We start from the raw sequence: 16,091 nt of genomic DNA, 5'->3' as shown, positions 1-16,091 counted from the left end.
GGATGTGTAAGGAAAAGGAGAGCTTTTATGACCGATCAATTTGATAAAACCGAGAAGCAGTATATAGAGCTTACTTCCGGCATTCAGAGGTTCGAGCATTTCAGTGTATATACGGACCCTTTTTTGCCGCAGATTTTTTCACATAACTTTGTTCAGCTGCACCGTACATTTCAGTTAGACAAACTGCTGCCGTTTTTTTCGTCCGTTCCGGGCATGCTTCAAGCCAATTATATTCATGTGAAAGCGGCTCCGGAGCACACGTTTCCGCTTCTTCTGAAACAAACTCTGGTAAAACAGGGCTGCGTAGTGGAAGATGAGCTGTTTTTTGCAAGGAAACTGGAAAATGGGGACCTGCAGGCCGGGCACCCGCTCACTGCTTGGGGGACGGAAAAAAGCCTCGCCGACGGGTCGTCTATTATGAACATCTATGATGCCCTTTACATTGGCGAGGCGGCGGCCGAACAAAAGCTTGAGCGGAAATATCCTTTGTATAAGGACGGAACGGTTATGCTTGTCGTGTGCTACAGCGATGCCTCACAAACGATTCCGATCGGCTGCGGAGAGCTTTTCATCAACAAAGCAGATAAAACCGCAAAAATAGAAGAAGTCGCAATTCTGGATCAATTCCAACGAAAAGGCTACGGATCGATATTGATGAATGAGCTGATGGCGGCGGCAAAGCTGAACGGCATGGAAACCGTATACCTTGTGACGTCCGGGATGGACGGTGTAAACCGCTTTTATGAAAAACTCGGCTTCAAAAGATTTCGGCGCGTGCATACAATTTTTCATTATTTTCTTACATAGTTGGGCATTCGCATAAACCAATTGGGAGTTGGCCCGCATACAATGCCGTATATCGTAAGAAGAAAGGATGATTTGCGTATGTACGGATATGGCTACGGTTGCGGCAGTTTTGGCTATGGTTACGGGCACGGCGGCTGCGGAGGCGGAACCAGCACTTTTGTGCTGATCGTGGTATTGTTTATTTTATTAATCATCGTCGGTGCGGCTTTTATTTGTTAGACTGAAAAAAATCCTATAATGAAAATCAGCCTGCAGAGAACATCACTTTCTGCAGGCTTTTTGTTATTTCCATGCTGAAAAATCAGCTTGAAAAACATTTTAATACATATTACCTTTCTGGAGAAGGGGGCGAAAATGTGAACATAACGATTGAAGAATTACCTGAATCAAGAATTGCTTATTTCCGAAACATCGGAGAGTATGGCGGAAAGCAAAACAAAGAACTGATGGAGTCATTTAAAAACTGGGCGCAATTGAATGGTCTGCTTGATCATTCTGTCATTTTAGGAATTCCGCAAGACCATCCGAATCGTACTCCTAAAGAGAAATGCCGCTATGATGTTTGTCTTGTTATCAATCAAGACCATGTGCCTGAACCAGCCCGGATCGGTACATTTTCCGGAGGGAAGTACGCTGTCTTCTTGCTTGACCACACAAAAGAGGCAGTCAGTGGATTTTGGAATACTGTTTTTTCTGAGATCGAAAAAAATAATTTATCAATCAGAGAACAGCCCATTATCGAAAGGTATACTTTACAAAAGGTGAATCATCATTTGTGTGAAATAATGATTCCCATACAGTAAAGAAGACGGGAATTTTCCGCCTTCTGCTTATACTGATTCAGATCAAAAATGATGTGATGATGAGCTGAGCAAAGAATAAAATCAACAATAGGAATAGAATTTCCAGAACGCTCTTCAGGCTGTCGGAACATCACCGGCAGCCTGTTTTACAGAAAGGTATTTTCTGCAAAAAACTTTCTGAAGGATAAGAATGCGGTTATTCATCTGTTCATACAATGAAGCAAATGGGTTTTCGAGGTGGAAAGATATGGGGAGCTATTTAATCAAACCGGAGCTTGACGCAAATTATCCGTCAGTCAGTCATGGAAAGGGATCATATGTGTATGATCAGGAGGGGAACAAGTATCTTGACGGAGCATCGGGGGCGGTCACTTGCAATATCGGCCACGGCACGGAGGATATTATACAAGCTTTAAAAGAGCAGCTTGACTCCGTTTCGTTTGTGTACCGCTCGCAATTCACCAGTACTCCGGCAGAAGAACTGGCTTTATTTCTGGCCGATCATCTGCCGGGCGGGCTGAATTGGTCATTTTTTGTAAACAGCGGCTCAGAGGCAGTCGAAACAGCGATGAAAATGGCCGTTCAATATTGGCAGGAAAAAGGGCAATACCAAAAATCCGTCTTCCTATCAAGATGGGGCAGTTACCACGGCATTACTTTGGGAGCGCTTTCATTATCGGGGTTCTACGAACGGAGATATCGCTTCACCCAGCTGCTCGAACGGTTTCCGGCCGTTTCAGCACCTAATATGTATCGTTCTGAGCTGCAGGGAGAGGAATTTGTGAAAGCTGCGGCGGCTGAACTGGAAACGGCTGTTCAACGGATCGGTTCCTCATTTATCGCGGGATTTGTCGCAGAACCGATTGTCGGAGCAGCCGGGGCAGCCATCACTCCGCCGGCAGGTTATTATGAAGCGCTTGAGGAGGTCTGCCGCCGGCACGGTATTTTGTTTATCGCGGATGAAGTCATGACGGGGCTCGGGAGAACAGGGCGGATGCTTGCTTCTGAGCATTGGGGGATCGCACCTGATATCGCGGTGCTCGGAAAAGGGTTAGGCGCCGGTTACGCTCCGATAGCGGCAGCCGTTGCGTCTGATGACATCATTGAAACGATCAAGCGGGGCTCCGGGGTCATTATGAGCGGACATACGTACAGTGCCAACCCATACTGTGCAAGAGCGGCGCTTGAAGTGCTTCGCTATGTTAAGAAACACGAGCTGCTCCGGCAGTCAGAGGAAAAAGGCGTAATGCTGAAGCGGAAATTAGAAGAAATCAAAGAGCGCAGCGGGGTGATCGGGGATGTCCGCGGTAAAGGTCTCCTGATCGGAGTTGAATTCGTTAAGGATAAAACGACGAAGGACGTTTTTTCGAAAAAACAGGCCTTCACCGAAAAAATCATTAAAGCGGCAAAAAAACGGGGCCTGCTTATCTACCCTGCAAAGCCCGGCATTGACAGCGGAGAAGGAGACGCCGTCATCATCGCCCCGCCGTTCACGATTTCATATGCCGAGCTGGATGAGCTGTCAGATCTATTTTCCCAGGCCGCAGAAGAAGTTGAAAAAATGATGAAGAAGGATTGAGCTGATATGTCTATTTTTCATAAAAAAATCGATATTCATGAAGCAATTGCCGATGTCAAGGACGAATCTGTCATTATGTTCGGCGGTTTTGGGGGAGTGGGTTCACCTCCGTCATTAATCGAAGCGATTTTGGAGAGCGGCGTTAAAGAGCTGACCGTCATCTGCAATGATGCCGGATTTCCGGAAATCGGCATCGGGCCGCTTATCGTTCATAAGCGGGTAAAAAGGCTGATCGCTTCCCATATCGGCTCAAATCCTGTCGCGGGCAGACAAATGACTGACGGAGCGCTTGAGGTGGAATTTTCGCCGCAAGGGACGCTTGCTGAACGGATTCGCGCAGGCGGAGCGGGGCTAGGCGGTATTTTAACTGATATCGGCATTGATAACGCAACCGTTTGTGAAAACAAAGAAACCGTAACGATTGACGGAAAGTCCTATTTAGTTGAAAAAGCGCTGACGGCTGATTTCGCTTTTGTGTCCGCACATACTGCTGATGAATTCGGGAATCTGACGTTTGACAAAACGGCGCGCAACATGAACCCTCTGATGGCTGCGGCGGCCGAAAGAACATTTGCTGAGGCGGCAGAGATTGTGCCTGCCGGCGAACTTGACAGCGAGCATATTGTAACGCCGGGCGTTTTCGTGGAGGGTGTCGTGCAAAGTGAAGGAGTGAAGTGGAGATGGGCTTGGGAATAGCGGAAAGAGAGAGTATCGCGAGGCGGGCCGCCAGTGAAATTACCTCAGGTATGATTGTCAACCTGGGGATCGGCATTCCTTCTTTAGTGCCGAACTTTCTGCCGGCCGGCATGGAGGTAATGCTGCAGGCGGAAAACGGCGTCCTTGGGATCGGCGGCAGTCCGGAGCGCGGAGAGGAGGATGAGCTTTTATGCAATGCGGCCGGGTTTCCTGTCAGTACAGTTAAGGGTGCTTCCTATTTTGATTCAGCTCTGTCTTTTGCCATGATCAGAAAAGGGCTGATAGATATTACCATTTTAGGCGCGCTCCAAGTCAGCAGGACAGGTGATCTCGCCAATTGGCTCGTGCCGGGGAAAAAAGTGCCCGGAATGGGCGGGGCGATGGAGCTTGCCCAAGGCGCGAAAAAAGTGGTTGTCGTCATGAGCCACACCGATCAGAAAGGCCGGCCGAAGCTGGTCGAAAGCTGTTCATTGCCGCTTACAGCAGCGGGCTGTGCAGATCTCATCATTACAGAGAAAGCCGTCATCAGCATAGATGATGGGGCTTTTGTTCTTGAGGAACTGCTGAATGGCACGACCATAGACGATGTCATTCAAACAACGGATGCCGAAATCAGATTGGGAGAATGTTTTCTTAAAAGGGGGTCTGTCCATGGATCAATTAGAAAAGAAAGTCACTGAGTGGGCGGAAGAAAACACAGCAAAAGCGGTAAGCCTGCTGAAACGGCTGATCGGGGAAAAAAGCACGTTCGGCCATGAATTTAACGCACAGGCAGTCGTTTTAGAAAAACTGAGACAGTTCGACATGGATATTGATGTGTGGGAGCCGAGTGTCAAACATTTGAAAGAGCATGCTTATTTTGTATCGGAACGCGAAGACTTCCATGAAAGCCCGAATATCACAGCCGTAAAGAAAGGGGCCGGGGGCGGAAGATCACTGATACTGAACGGACATATTGATGTTGTCCCGGAAGGAAATCCCGCCGCATGGACGTATGAACCGTTTAACGCTGTTGAAAAGGACGGCAAAGTTTACGGCCGCGGTTCAACGGATATGAAAGGCGGCAATACAGCCCTCTTGTTTGCGTTAGAAGCGCTTGAAGCCTGCGGGATTACGTTAAAAGGAGATGTTCTGTTTCAAAGTGTCGTAGATGAAGAGTGCGGCGGCGCGGGAACACTGGCGGCTGTTATGAGGGGCTACAAGGCTGACGGGGCGCTTATTCCCGAACCGACTAATTTAAAGCTGTTTGTTAAGCAGCAAGGGTCTATGTGGTTCCGCATTACGGTAAGGGGATTGTCCGCACACGGCGGCACCCGCTATGAAGGGGTGAGCGCCATTGAAAAAAGCCTGCATGTCATCACAGCCCTTAAAGAGCTTGAACACGTCCGCAACGCCCGTATCACAGACCCGCTTTATCGGGACGTTCCGATTCCGGTTCCCATTAATATTGGCATCGTCCAAGGGGGAACGTGGCCATCATCGGTAGCTGACCGTGTGGTGATAGAAGGCAGGTGCGGAATAGCGCCGGATGAAACGCCCGAAGCAGTAAAAGAAGAGCTCGCAAGCTGGCTGAAAGATTTGGAGTATCGGGATGAATGGTTTAAACACCACCCCGCGGAAATAGAATGGTTTGGGGCTCAGTGGCTTCCGAATGATCTCCCGGATGAGCATCCGCTGATTTCCGCTCTGGAATCTTCTTTTGAGAAAATGAAAGGGGCAAAACCGGTTCGTGAAGCGTCCCCGTGGGGAACGGACGGAGGGCTTTTGCAGCACGCGGGACAGACGCCGGTCATCGTCTTCGGTCCTGGAGAAGTCAAGGCGGCGCATCAGGCGAATGAATACATTGAAATCCGGGCGTTAATCGATGCCGTCAAAATCATTTCTCTTTTTATCATGGAATGGTGCGGGGTGGCAGATGGGGGTGACGGAGCTGATAAAGGAACTGAGGGCTGAAAAGGGAGCGGCCGAGATTGATGCAGACCGTTTCAATGAGCGGCTCAGAGTCATTCGTTATGACGGACAGATCACGGCGCTTATTCCGGCCGTTTTGGCAGAAGCAAAGCAAAAAGGAGCTCAAAAGGTAATTTTCTTTGCCAAGCGCGGCGATGAGCCGGAATTTGTCAAGCATCTTTTTATTGTTGAGGGTGTCATAGACGGGTATTACAACGGGGATGAGGCTGTTGTGATGGTGCGATATTTAGCAGAGGAACGGAGACGGTCAGATTCATATGTATCAGAAGATTCGACTGTTGACCGTTTATATGAGACACCGCGGCGGGGACTGACTCAGACAGAAAGCACGCTGATGTTCAGAAAAGCGGACGAAGATGATGCAGACCGTTTAACGCACTTATATAAACATGTTTTTCTTACCTATCCGACTCCTGTCTTTAATCCCCTTTATATTAAAAAAACAATGAGAGAAAACACCGTCTATTATGCCGCATTCGATCAGGATCGTCTCATTGGGGCGGCAAGCGCAGATATCAATCCGGTATTGGGGCACGCTGAAATGACCGATTGCGCGGTTCTGTCAGATTACAGGGGGAACTCCGTAACGGCACACTTGTTTAAAGCGTTGGAGCAGGAACTCGCTGGCCGGGGAATCATCCATCTTTTTTCCTTAGCCCGTGCAGCGTCTTACGGGATGAATGCCGTTTTGTACCATGCGGGATACGGCTACAGAGGCAGGCTTGTGAACAACTGCCGCATTTCAGAAGGGCTCGAAAATATGAATATATGGTGTAAGACTTTACGTTTGGCCATTCATAAGGAGGAATTCGTTTGACAAACAAATGGTTTCAGCCGAAGCGTCATTGGAAGGAGATTGAATTGTGGAAAGATGTGCCGGAAGACAAGTGGAATGATTGGCTGTGGCAGCTCACCCATACTGTAAGAACCGTCGATGACCTGAAAAAAGTCATTCATTTGACCGAAGAGGAAGAAGAAGGCGTCAGGATGTCTGTAAAAACCATTCCCCTGAACATTACGCCTTATTATGCTTCTTTAATGGATCCCGATAACCCGAGATGTCCGATCCGCATGCAGTCCGTGCCGCTGTCAGAAGAAATGCACAAAACGAAATATGACCTTGAAGATCCGCTGTTTGAAGATGAAGATTCACCGGTTCCCGGTCTTACGCACCGCTATCCCGACCGCGTTCTTTTTCTGGTGACAAATCAATGCTCGATGTATTGCCGATATTGCACCAGAAGGCGTTTTTCCGGACAGATCGGAATGGGGGTGCCGAAAAAACAGCTTGATGCGGCCATCGCTTACATCCGGGAAACGCCGGAAATCCGTGACTGCCTGATTTCCGGCGGAGACGGGCTTTTAATTAACGATCAGATTCTGGAATATATTTTGAAAAACCTGCGTGACATTCCCCACCTTGAAATTATCCGGATCGGAACGAGAGCGCCCGTCGTATTTCCGCAGCGGATAACGGATAATCTTTGTGAGATTTTGAAAAAATATCATCCGGTCTGGCTGAACACTCATTTTAATACGAGCATCGAACTGACGGAAGAATCGGTAGCGGCGTGTGAAAAGCTCGTTAACGCAGGTGTTCCGGTCGGTAACCAAGCCGTTATTTTAGCAGGCATTAACGATTCGGTGCCGATTATGAAAAAACTCATGCATGATTTAGTGAAAATCCGCGTGCGTCCGTATTATATTTATCAATGTGATTTGTCAGAGGGAATCGGCCATTTCAGAGCGCCTGTGTCAAAAGGGCTGGAAATCATTGAAGGACTGAGGGGCCACACAACGGGCTTTGCCGTGCCGACCTTTGTCGTCGACGCCCCGGGCGGAGGCGGTAAAATCGCCCTGCAGCCGAACTACTTGCTCTCCCAAAGTCCGGAGAAAGTTGTGATCAGAAACTTCGAAGGGGTGATTACATCTTATCCCGAGCCGGAAAACTATATCCCGAATCAAGCCGACGACTATTTTGAATCTGTTTTTCCGGGAACGATGGCCAAACACGAGCCGGTCGGACTGAGCGCCATTTTCGCGGACAAAGAGGTTTCGTTCACACCGGAAAATGTATCGAGGATCGACAGGAGGAAAACGTTTACATCAAACCCTGATCATGAAACGCTGAAAGACCGCAGGGAAAAGAGAGATGAATTGAAAGAAAAGAAATTTATTGCACAGCAAAAGAAAGAGCAAAAAGCAGGATCGGAAGTCGGAGGTGAGTCGCCGTGAAGCCATGCGAGTGGTGCGGCAATCAGAAGGCGTCAGCTAGTCAGGCGGCTGTGTACTGGGAGCTTCCTGACGGTACGAGGGCCATAGAAATTACAGAAACACCCGCATTCGCCTGTTCCTCCTGCGGCATGACTTATCAGGAGGAAGCGGTCATAGCGGAAATCGAAAATCAGCTTTTTTTAGTCGATGCAAAAAAATTACCGGAAACACTCACATATCAAGAGCTGATGGAGACAGAACGGATCTTGAAACGAAATTATTTTGACTTCTCCTAGTCTTCTTTTGTTGTAATTTCACACTTGAATTGTATAATAGTACAACAAAAGACAGTCATCAGGAGGGGAAACCCATGAAATCCTTTTATCACTATTTGATGAAATACAGGCATCCCAAGCCGCAGGACGCAATCAGCCAGTTTGCGAATCAGGCATACGAAGATCACGGCTTTCCGAAAACGTCAAGCGATTATCACGAGCTCAGTTCTTATTTAGAACTGAGCGCCGACTATTTAGAAACGATGGCGACATTTGATGAAGCTTGGGAAAAATATGAGACCGAGGTGCATCACGCCTGACGAAAAACCGCACATTGTGCGGTTTTTTTCTGTTGAAATCACTCGCTTATGAGGTGCCGTATGAGCAAATTCCGCAACGCGTCCGTTTTGATCAGCACGTAAACAAATCTTCCTGACGGCACGTATCATAAGGCAGTAGAATGTATAGCTGCAGAGTTCACCGGATCAGGCCTGCTGCCGGCGGGGCCCCGTGTAAGGATCCTCTTTTTCACGGAGAAATAATCAAACTTTTAAATGAAGTGAGGGGAATCAAATGATCCATTAGGTAAGACTGATGAGGCACTGACGTTTGGACGGGAAAGGGGATTTTATGTGACAAGGTTGAAGCGGATTGAAGTTGTGGCTTCATTGAAAGCCGAAGCAAATCTTGAACATTACGGCGGTGATATTGTCAACATGCCTTCGGGCCGGGTATTTTCCTTTGCGTCATAGAGAAAAAACAAAAACTCATAAAAAATAGAAGCTTTTTGTTTCAGCATTGTTACTGCTCAGTCGATCGAGAGCGGAATGTCATCGGACGCTTCTGTTACGGTAAGTGAAAAAACGCACAAGCATATTGCGGTTTTTGACATTTTGAACAGGTGCAGAAATAGATATTTCCTGTGGTTTTCATGCCCATGCGAAATTATGGCGGCCGGCATACGATAGCGTATGACAGTCCGCGGCAAGGGGGAGACAGCATGAAGCCAGATAAACCGAAATTTCAAGTGGGAGACATCGTGGTCGTCGTGATGTACGGAACCGTCGGCACCATTACGAAGGTTCATCAAATTGATAAACATTATCTTTACGAAGTCAATCATAATGAAGTGCTTTATTTTGAATCGTCCATCCAGCTTTATAAAGATTATGAGGGCGTGATCGTCGATATGGAGAAATTGGATATTGAATATGAATTTCTGATCGGCGACGTCGTATATGTAAAGGACTACGGAAAGGAATTATTCCGTGTCATCGGTCACAGAACTGAAATATGGAGATATTTAGAGGATGGCTGGGAGGATATTATTTATGAGCTGACTCGGCTGAAAGACGGAGAGTGGCTTGAAACGGAGGAAGAGGATCTCACGCTGGTTCTGAGAAAATATGAAATGGATCAGTTTGTGCATCAGCTGCTGTTTGTCCACTATGTTGGGGAAGCATCTCATGAGATCGGCGAGGATACCGTCGCGTCTGCTCTTCTTCAGTTTGAAGGCGATGCTGATGATCCCGATGCCCTGCATGTGCTGGCGGTATCGATTGTAGATGAGCTGCTTGATATTTATAACGATTATAAGATTCTTTATCATTTGTTCGGTGACGAAGAATATAAAGATATGATGAATTTTGTGCTGGAAAGCCTGCGGGAGCATTTCAGCTAGCCGGCAAAAAAACGGACGGTGACATATAAAAACCAGGGCAGACAGCCGGCAAAGATTACAAACGACATTCCTTTCAGCACTTTTTCCAATACGATATCAAATCCATCTCCGTCCAATAAAGCCATCATTTTCGTCATCATCTTTTCTCCCTCCGGGGCTTGTTTTTTAAAAGTATATGAGCGGACAAAACGTTTAGAACTTTCGGGTATAATTTGAACGGTTTTTTCATAAAACATAAAAAAGGAGGCGGTGTTTGCATGAAAGAAATAGATCTTGTGATTGACACAGAAGAAATAGCTGATTATTTTTACAGTCAGCTTGCTATGCGCGGGTACATACCGAGTGAAGAGGAAATCTTCGAAATAGCCGACATCACCTTTGATTATTTATTAGAAAAATGTATGATAGACGAAGAGCTTGATGAAGACTGAAACTGCGGAACCGAAGTGAAAAAGCTTCGGTTTTTTCAATCAGCTCGGGAGAATGAAACATGGGGGGAAAACGTTGTACAAGCCAGCAAGTCTTTTCGCATTGTTTATTCTGCTCGCAGCAGCGATCCGGATAGAAGCCGTCCGGGTTTTTGATGAGCGTGTGATAGAAGCGGCTGTCAGGATCAGGGCTGCCTGGCTGAATGAATTGATGTTATGGATAACGGAGCTCGGCACGACCGCGGTGCTTTTGCCGCTTCTTCTTTTGACAGGCGCGGCTCTGTATATGTACAAAAAAACGCCGGATGTTGTTTTTTTGCCGCTTCTCTTTCTCATTGAACGGATTGCAAACATAAAAATAAAAGAATTGATTGAAAGAGCCAGACCCGCTTTTGAACCGCTCGTCCATGAAACCTCATACAGTTTTCCGAGCGGCCACTCCATGAATTCGGCAGTGGTGTATCCCGTCATCGCTTACTTTTTGATCAAGCATGTTCCGTTTTTCACGAAAAGAAAGCGGACCGTCACCGTCTTTACCGGAGTTCTCGTCATTCTGATCGGATTCAGCAGAATTTATTTGGGCGCGCATTTTCCGACGGATGTCCTTGCCGGATTCAGTCCCGGACTTTGCCTCGTTTCGCTTTTTGCGCTCTTTGACGAAAAGTATCATCTGTTTCGACAAAAATAGAGACAGGAGAAATGAGAAAAAACGCTAATACTATTAAGAAATAAGAGGGAGGGATCTTGATGCTGTTATCGCTGCCCGTGTTTAAAAAAAAGACTTGTGCCTATGATGTGACGATTTTTCAAACACCCCGCTACGGCGAGAAAAAGGGATACAGGGTCGTCTATCGGACAGAGCTGGCCGCTGACAATCATCAAGACGCACTGGAAAGGGCATTTTCTGTTTTTAATGTGCCTGATACGGTCCCAAACGACTATCAAGCCAGATTCATAGCGACCGGAGATGTCATACTCATAGACGAAGGAAGAAAAGGGAAGACCTATTACAGGCTTAACCCTGCGGGATGGAGCAAAATTAACCGGCTGCTCGTCCAGCCGAGGTAAGACGGGGCCGGCTGAATCTTCAGCCGGCTTCCGTATTGTCTGGGAAAGACAGTGTTAAGGCTTCCGTTTAGCGGCGGAATGCTCTTTTCCATGCGCTTCATCAGCTGCAATGACGTCTGAAACGGGCACGTGATTGTTCTTTTTCTGGCCGGTCACCCGGTTGCGCTGTTTTTTGCCCATTATGTTCACTCCTTTTTCTTTAGGCTTGTCATCCCGCATATTCTGCCCAAGATCGCCCTGATCATGCTGATGATTGTCTCTTACCGTTATTCAGTGTACAATGGGTGGGAGTTTGAATAGGCAGGAGGAAAAGGAAATGAGTGTACATATAAACGCAGAAAAAGGCCAAATTGCGGATACAGTGCTTTTGCCGGGAGACCCGCTCCGAGCGAAATTTATTGCGGAAACTTATCTTGAAAATGTGGAATGCTATAATGAAGTCAGAGGAATGTACGGATTTACGGGTACATATAACGGCAAAAAAGTATCAGTCCAAGGCACAGGCATGGGTGTTCCGTCTATCTCTATTTATGTGAATGAACTGATTCAAAGCTATGATGTTCAAAACTTAATCAGAGTCGGCTCATGCGGAGCCATCCGTAATGACGTGAAGGTGCGTGACGTGATTTTGGCTATGACGTCTTCAACGGATTCACAGATGAACCGTGTCGCCTTCGGCAGTGTAGATTATGCTCCTTGCGCAGACTTCGAACTGCTTCATAAAGCGTACCAGGAAGCGCAAAAAAACAATCTTCCTGTAGCGGTCGGAAGCGTATTCACCGCCGATCAGTTTTACAATGAAGACTCCCAAATCGAAAAGCTTGCCAGATACGGCGTTCTCGGCGTAGAGATGGAAACGACTGCTTTATATACGCTTGCCGCTAAATACGGCAAAAAAGCGCTGTCTATCCTGACTGTAAGCGATCACGTGTTAACGGGAGAAGAAACAACGGCAGAAGAGCGTCAAACGACTTTTCATGATATGATTAAACTGGCGTTGCATACTGTATCGTAAACTTGAGATGAGGGTTATGCTGATTAAAGCAGCCCTCTTCTTTATGCATCGCCCTGATTCAAAAAAAGAAAGGTAAGTGTAAAATGAAGAAATCCACTAAATGGTTTTCGCTCGCTGCCGCTCTCAGCGTAACCGCAATCGTGGGAACCGGCTGCAGCATTTCAGGCGGCGACAGCCACAAGGACACAAAAACAGCAGCTGAAACAAAACAATCAGATGACACATCAAGCAAAAAAACAACGAAGGCAGAAAACAGCGATTTTGTATTGGAGAGCAAATATTTTAATGATATTAAAGAAGTGAACGGGCTTGAGACCATTCAAAACCCGACAAATACACTTGCGCTCGTGAATAAGACATACACGCTGCCGGGAGATTATAAACCGAATGATCTCGTGATCCCGAAAGTCGAATTTTCTTTTACTGAGAAAATCGAGAAACGATATATCCGCAAACCTGCCGCCGATGCTTTGGCGGAACTATTCAGCGCCGGGAAAAAAGAAGGTTATGACCTGGTTGCCGTTTCAGGATACCGCTCTTATGACAGACAGAAAGTTATTTTCGATAATGAAGTCAGTCTGAAAGGTGAAAAAAAGGCGAAAGAAGCCGTCGCATATCCAGGGCAAAGCGAACACCAGACGGGGCTGGCCATGGACATTTCCAGCAAAAGCAACGGATATGAGCTGAATGAAGCGTTCGGAAACACGGCAGACGGCAAATGGGTGAAAGACCATGCGTATGAATACGGCTTTATCATCCGCTATCCTAAAGGCAAAGAAAATGTCACAAAGTATGAGTATGAACCATGGCATTTACGCTATGTAGGCAAAAAAGCGGCAAAAGCCATCCATGACCATCAATTAACGCTTGAAGAATATTTTAATGAAGTAAAGAAAGTGTAATAAGAAGAAGCCCGCTTGAAAAATAGAAAGCGGGCTTTCTTTATTACCAGAAGAGTAAACCTCCAAGCGCAAATCCGGTAATCAAACCAAGGCCGATACCGTAGGCTGCTCCCCAGCCTCCCCAGCCTCCCCAATAGCCGAACCCGTATCCTCTGTGACGGCCGCCGACAGGGGCGATATACACTTTGCTGTTAGTCACCCGTACGATTCTTCCGACGTGGACTCTGCCGTTTCGTTCTGTAATTCTTGCTACTTTTCCCTGGTGCTGCCGGCAAAGATGATAATAGTTTTGCATCTTTTCTCCTCCTATCCAACCTATCTTTCTATGTCAGCTTATGATAGAGTGCGGTAAAAAGGTTGGACGAAAACAGGAGGACAATCGCCGTTTTACTTGTAAGCGACAAAAGCGCAGTGTCCCATATATTCACGGTACGTCTGCATAAGCTCGTAATGAGCCGTCAGCGTATCGTAGTGAACCGGCTGAATAACGGGCGATAAATCCATTTCTGTAGTCGGCTCCTGCGCATTGTTTTCATAGAGAGCGGGAATGAAATCCGCTTTCTGAAAGCCTTGCTGAAGCAATCTCTGTTTCCATGCCGTTTCATCCTGCAATACGGTAAAACCGTAGAAGTCTTTTATCTGCGTGATGGCGTTTTCCGGCATGGGCTTTTGTAAAGCAGCTTCAATGCCGATCAGCATACCCCCGGGTTTAAGGACCCGCAGGATTTCAGACAGCGATGAATCAAGATTTGAAAAGGTGAGAACTGATTCGGAAAGAACGGCGGAAAATTGATTTTCAGCAAACGGAAGCCGCTCAAGTTCCGCCAAATAGCCCGGAATGGTTAAGCCTTCAGCGGCAAATCGTTTTGCTGCTTTTTCAAGCATAAGGGGATCCTTATCAACACAGGTGACGGGGTACAGCAGGTGGCCGAGATAAGCGGCCGTCTGTCCCGTTCCGCAGCCGGCGTCAAGAATCGGTTCGCCAGGAGGAGGAGCCGCTTTTGTGAGAACGGCTTTGGAAAAAGCGAGCCCGCCGGGGTGAGCCCCTCCGACTCCGAATAAGGACAGCATTTCTAAATATTTGCTCAAAGGCCGAATCCTCCTTTTTTCCTCAGCATATGTTGAGAGAAAAGCATAGGTTTGGGTAAACGGGAAAGAAGGGCGCCTCACGTTTGAAGTTGACGAATGAGCGTTCGTCTATGATAATAATGTAAGAATAAAAAGGTGGTGTTTTCTTGAAGCGGCAATTTAAACTGTTTTTTATTATATTGATCACTGCGGTCGCAGCCTCGGCGCTTACGCTGTTTATCACGGGCAATACGACCATTTTCGGACAAGGCTCGGCTGCTTTGACGAACAGCAAATTTGAGAAATTCAATAAAGCCTACGAGCAGATTAAAAGTGATTACTATCAAAAAACAGATGACAGCAAATTAGTAGACGGAGCGATAAAAGGCATGATCAGTTCCCTGGATGATCCATATTCTTCTTATATGGACCCGCAGGAAGGAAAGTCTTTTGAAGAAACAATTTCCGCTTCGTTTGAAGGCATCGGCGCACAAGTGGAAGAAAAGGACGGAAGCATCCTGATCGTATCGCCGATTAAAGGGTCACCCGCAGAAAAAGCGGGGGTTAAACCGAATGACCAGATCTTGAAGGTCAACGGCAAAAGCGTTAAAGGCCTTAATGTAAACGAAGCCGTCGCATTAATCCGCGGCAAAAAGGGAACAAACGTCAAGCTTGTGCTGCACAGAGCGGGTGTCGGCGATCTGAACCTATCGATCAAACGTGACACCATCCCGGTTGAAACGGTGTACTCTGAAATGAAAAAAGGAGACATCGGCGAAATCCAAATCACATCCTTCTCCGAATCGACGGCAAAAGAGCTGAATTCAGCCATTGACAGCCTCGAAAAACAAGGAGCGAAAGGATACATTCTCGATTTAAGGGGCAACCCGGGCGGACTGATGGATGAAGCCATCAAAATGAGCAACATGTTTATTGATAAAGGGAAAAATATCATGCAGGTCGAATACAAAGACGGCACGAAAGAGGTCATGAAAGCGACGAAAGAGCGCAAAGTGACAAAACCGACAGTCGTCCTCGTCAATGACGGCACCGCGAGCGCCGCGGAAATCATGTCGGCTGCGCTGCATGAATCATCGGGCATTCCGCTGATCGGCGAAAAAACGTTCGGAAAAGGAACCGTGCAGACGGCAAAAGATTACAGCGACGGTTCTACCGTTAAACTGACAATCGCTAAATGGCTGACAGCGGACGGAGAGTGGATTCATAAAAAAGGCATCAAACCGCAATATCAGGTTAAGCTTCCTGAATATGCGAACCTGCCGTATTTAGATGCGAAAAAAACATACAAATACGGGGATTCCGGAACCACCGTCACCAATGCGCAAAAAATGCTGAAAGCGCTGGGGTACAGCGTGAAAGTAAACGGCACGTATGATAAAGCATTTGAACAAGCCGTTAAACAATTCCAAGCAAAAGAGAAACTGAAACAAACAGGCATTGTAACGGGAGACACAACGGCAAAATTGATGACGGATCTGCAAAAACAGCTTGCGGACAACGATACACAAATGAAAAAAGCCGTTGAAACATTAAATAAGAATATGAAATAGTAAAAAACACCCG

At 47.0% G+C, this 16,091-nt stretch carries 22 protein-coding genes; 18 read left to right on the top strand and 4 right to left on the bottom strand.

Annotation, left to right across the window (positions count from 1 at the left end; all coding sequences use genetic code 11):
- The first annotated feature begins 27 nt into the window (after nt 1-27).
- The 12 genes from G4O42_RS09915 (at nt 28) to G4O42_RS09860 (ending at nt 10,026) form a co-directional block, all read left to right on the top strand.
- Nucleotides 28-807 carry a GNAT family N-acetyltransferase gene (locus G4O42_RS09915; RefSeq protein WP_032873367.1) on the top strand — a complete coding sequence of 260 codons (780 nt, stop codon included), beginning with the start codon at nt 28-30 and terminating at the stop codon, nt 805-807.
- Nucleotides 808-885: 78 nt separating this feature from the next.
- On the top strand, nt 886-1,026 hold the full coding sequence (locus G4O42_RS09910) for a YjcZ family sporulation protein (protein ID WP_007612029.1): 141 nt from the start codon (nt 886-888) through the stop codon (nt 1,024-1,026).
- A 137-nt stretch (nt 1,027-1,163) separates the two neighbouring features.
- The gene (locus G4O42_RS09905) at nt 1,164-1,610 is read left to right on the top strand and encodes an AraC family transcriptional regulator (RefSeq protein ID WP_032873515.1); all 447 of its coding nucleotides are present in this window, start codon (nt 1,164-1,166) and stop codon (nt 1,608-1,610) included.
- Between the two features lie 247 nt (nt 1,611-1,857).
- Entirely contained in the window at nt 1,858-3,189 is a 1,332-nt protein-coding gene (locus G4O42_RS09900) for an aspartate aminotransferase family protein (protein WP_032873369.1), read from the top strand.
- A gap of 6 nt (nt 3,190-3,195) precedes the next feature.
- Nucleotides 3,196-3,885 carry a CoA transferase subunit A gene (locus G4O42_RS09895; protein ID WP_012117777.1) on the top strand — a complete coding sequence of 230 codons (690 nt, stop codon included), beginning with the start codon at nt 3,196-3,198 and terminating at the stop codon, nt 3,883-3,885.
- Nucleotides 3,870-4,565 (top strand): 3-oxoacid CoA-transferase subunit B, encoded by a 696-nt coding sequence (locus G4O42_RS09890; RefSeq protein WP_007612023.1) that lies wholly within the window; start codon nt 3,870-3,872, stop codon nt 4,563-4,565. The genes G4O42_RS09895 and G4O42_RS09890 overlap by 16 nt, the downstream gene beginning before the upstream one ends.
- Nucleotides 4,531-5,838: a peptidase gene (locus G4O42_RS09885; RefSeq protein ID WP_087920798.1), complete on the top strand. Its 1,308-nt coding sequence runs from the start codon at nt 4,531-4,533 to the stop codon at nt 5,836-5,838. The genes G4O42_RS09890 and G4O42_RS09885 overlap by 35 nt, the downstream gene beginning before the upstream one ends.
- Nucleotides 5,801-6,673: a putative beta-lysine N-acetyltransferase gene (gene ablB, locus G4O42_RS09880; RefSeq protein WP_032873373.1), complete on the top strand. Its 873-nt coding sequence runs from the start codon at nt 5,801-5,803 to the stop codon at nt 6,671-6,673. The genes G4O42_RS09885 and ablB overlap by 38 nt, the downstream gene beginning before the upstream one ends.
- The gene (kamA, locus tag G4O42_RS09875) at nt 6,670-8,091 is read left to right on the top strand and encodes a lysine 2,3-aminomutase (RefSeq protein WP_007612018.1); all 1,422 of its coding nucleotides are present in this window, start codon (nt 6,670-6,672) and stop codon (nt 8,089-8,091) included. Before ablB ends, kamA begins: the two co-directional genes overlap by 4 nt.
- The gene (locus G4O42_RS09870; RefSeq protein ID WP_029326147.1) at nt 8,088-8,366 is read left to right on the top strand and encodes a YokU family protein; all 279 of its coding nucleotides are present in this window, start codon (nt 8,088-8,090) and stop codon (nt 8,364-8,366) included. Before kamA ends, G4O42_RS09870 begins: the two co-directional genes overlap by 4 nt.
- A 74-nt stretch (nt 8,367-8,440) precedes the next feature.
- Complete coding sequence (locus G4O42_RS09865) at nt 8,441-8,665, top strand: YozE family protein (RefSeq protein WP_007407941.1); 225 nt, start codon at nt 8,441-8,443, stop codon at nt 8,663-8,665.
- A gap of 680 nt (nt 8,666-9,345) precedes the next feature.
- The gene (locus G4O42_RS09860; protein WP_003153690.1) at nt 9,346-10,026 is read left to right on the top strand and encodes a hypothetical protein; all 681 of its coding nucleotides are present in this window, start codon (nt 9,346-9,348) and stop codon (nt 10,024-10,026) included.
- Here the strand turns inward: G4O42_RS09860 and G4O42_RS09855 are convergent.
- Nucleotides 10,023-10,166, bottom strand: a complete 144-nt coding sequence (locus G4O42_RS09855) for a hypothetical protein (RefSeq protein WP_012117771.1) — start codon at nt 10,164-10,166, stop codon at nt 10,023-10,025. The two genes, G4O42_RS09860 and G4O42_RS09855, sit on opposite strands and share 4 nt — an antisense overlap.
- 117 nt (nt 10,167-10,283) lie before the next feature.
- Here G4O42_RS09855 and G4O42_RS09850 point away from each other — a divergent pair, with 117 nt between their 5' ends.
- The 3 genes from G4O42_RS09850 (at nt 10,284) to G4O42_RS09840 (ending at nt 11,522) form a co-directional block, all read left to right on the top strand.
- Entirely contained in the window at nt 10,284-10,457 is a 174-nt protein-coding gene (locus G4O42_RS09850) for a YozD family protein (protein ID WP_003153696.1), read from the top strand.
- A 73-nt stretch (nt 10,458-10,530) separates the two neighbouring features.
- Complete coding sequence (locus G4O42_RS09845; protein WP_032873374.1) at nt 10,531-11,142, top strand: phosphatase PAP2 family protein; 612 nt, start codon at nt 10,531-10,533, stop codon at nt 11,140-11,142.
- Nucleotides 11,143-11,201: 59 nt separating this feature from the next.
- Nucleotides 11,202-11,522 (top strand): YodL domain-containing protein, encoded by a 321-nt coding sequence (locus G4O42_RS09840; protein WP_003153700.1) that lies wholly within the window; start codon nt 11,202-11,204, stop codon nt 11,520-11,522.
- A 54-nt stretch (nt 11,523-11,576) separates the two neighbouring features.
- Here the strand turns inward: G4O42_RS09840 and G4O42_RS09835 are convergent, their stop codons facing one another.
- Nucleotides 11,577-11,702, bottom strand: coding sequence for a hypothetical protein (locus G4O42_RS09835; RefSeq protein ID WP_003153701.1), 126 nt, complete (start codon nt 11,700-11,702; stop codon nt 11,577-11,579).
- A 136-nt stretch (nt 11,703-11,838) separates the two neighbouring features.
- Between G4O42_RS09835 and deoD the strand changes: the two genes are divergently transcribed.
- Both deoD and G4O42_RS09825 read left to right on the top strand, forming a co-directional pair.
- Nucleotides 11,839-12,537, top strand: a complete 699-nt coding sequence (gene deoD, locus G4O42_RS09830; RefSeq protein ID WP_003153702.1) for a purine-nucleoside phosphorylase — start codon at nt 11,839-11,841, stop codon at nt 12,535-12,537.
- A gap of 83 nt (nt 12,538-12,620) precedes the next feature.
- Nucleotides 12,621-13,439, top strand: coding sequence for a M15 family metallopeptidase (locus tag G4O42_RS09825; RefSeq protein WP_007407945.1), 819 nt, complete (start codon nt 12,621-12,623; stop codon nt 13,437-13,439).
- A 43-nt stretch (nt 13,440-13,482) separates the two neighbouring features.
- Here the strand turns inward: G4O42_RS09825 and G4O42_RS09820 are convergent, their stop codons facing one another.
- Both G4O42_RS09820 and G4O42_RS09815 read right to left on the bottom strand, forming a co-directional pair.
- Nucleotides 13,483-13,734: a hypothetical protein gene (locus G4O42_RS09820; RefSeq protein ID WP_007612011.1), complete on the bottom strand. Its 252-nt coding sequence runs from the start codon at nt 13,732-13,734 to the stop codon at nt 13,483-13,485.
- A gap of 92 nt (nt 13,735-13,826) precedes the next feature.
- Entirely contained in the window at nt 13,827-14,528 is a 702-nt protein-coding gene (locus G4O42_RS09815) for a class I SAM-dependent methyltransferase (RefSeq protein ID WP_032873377.1), read from the bottom strand.
- A 146-nt stretch (nt 14,529-14,674) separates the two neighbouring features.
- On the opposite strand from G4O42_RS09815, the gene ctpA reads away from it, so the two are divergent.
- On the top strand, nt 14,675-16,078 hold the full coding sequence (gene ctpA, locus G4O42_RS09810; RefSeq protein ID WP_007612009.1) for a carboxy-terminal processing protease CtpA: 1,404 nt from the start codon (nt 14,675-14,677) through the stop codon (nt 16,076-16,078).
- Nucleotides 16,079-16,091 lie beyond the last annotated feature (13 nt).

It is taken from the genome of Bacillus sp. LUNF1 (assembly GCF_011008975.1).
GTDB classification, from domain to species: Bacteria; Bacillota; Bacilli; order Bacillales; family Bacillaceae; genus Bacillus; species Bacillus velezensis.
Note: the sequence above shows the minus strand (reverse complement) of the source record. Positions and strands in the feature narration are given on the sequence as shown.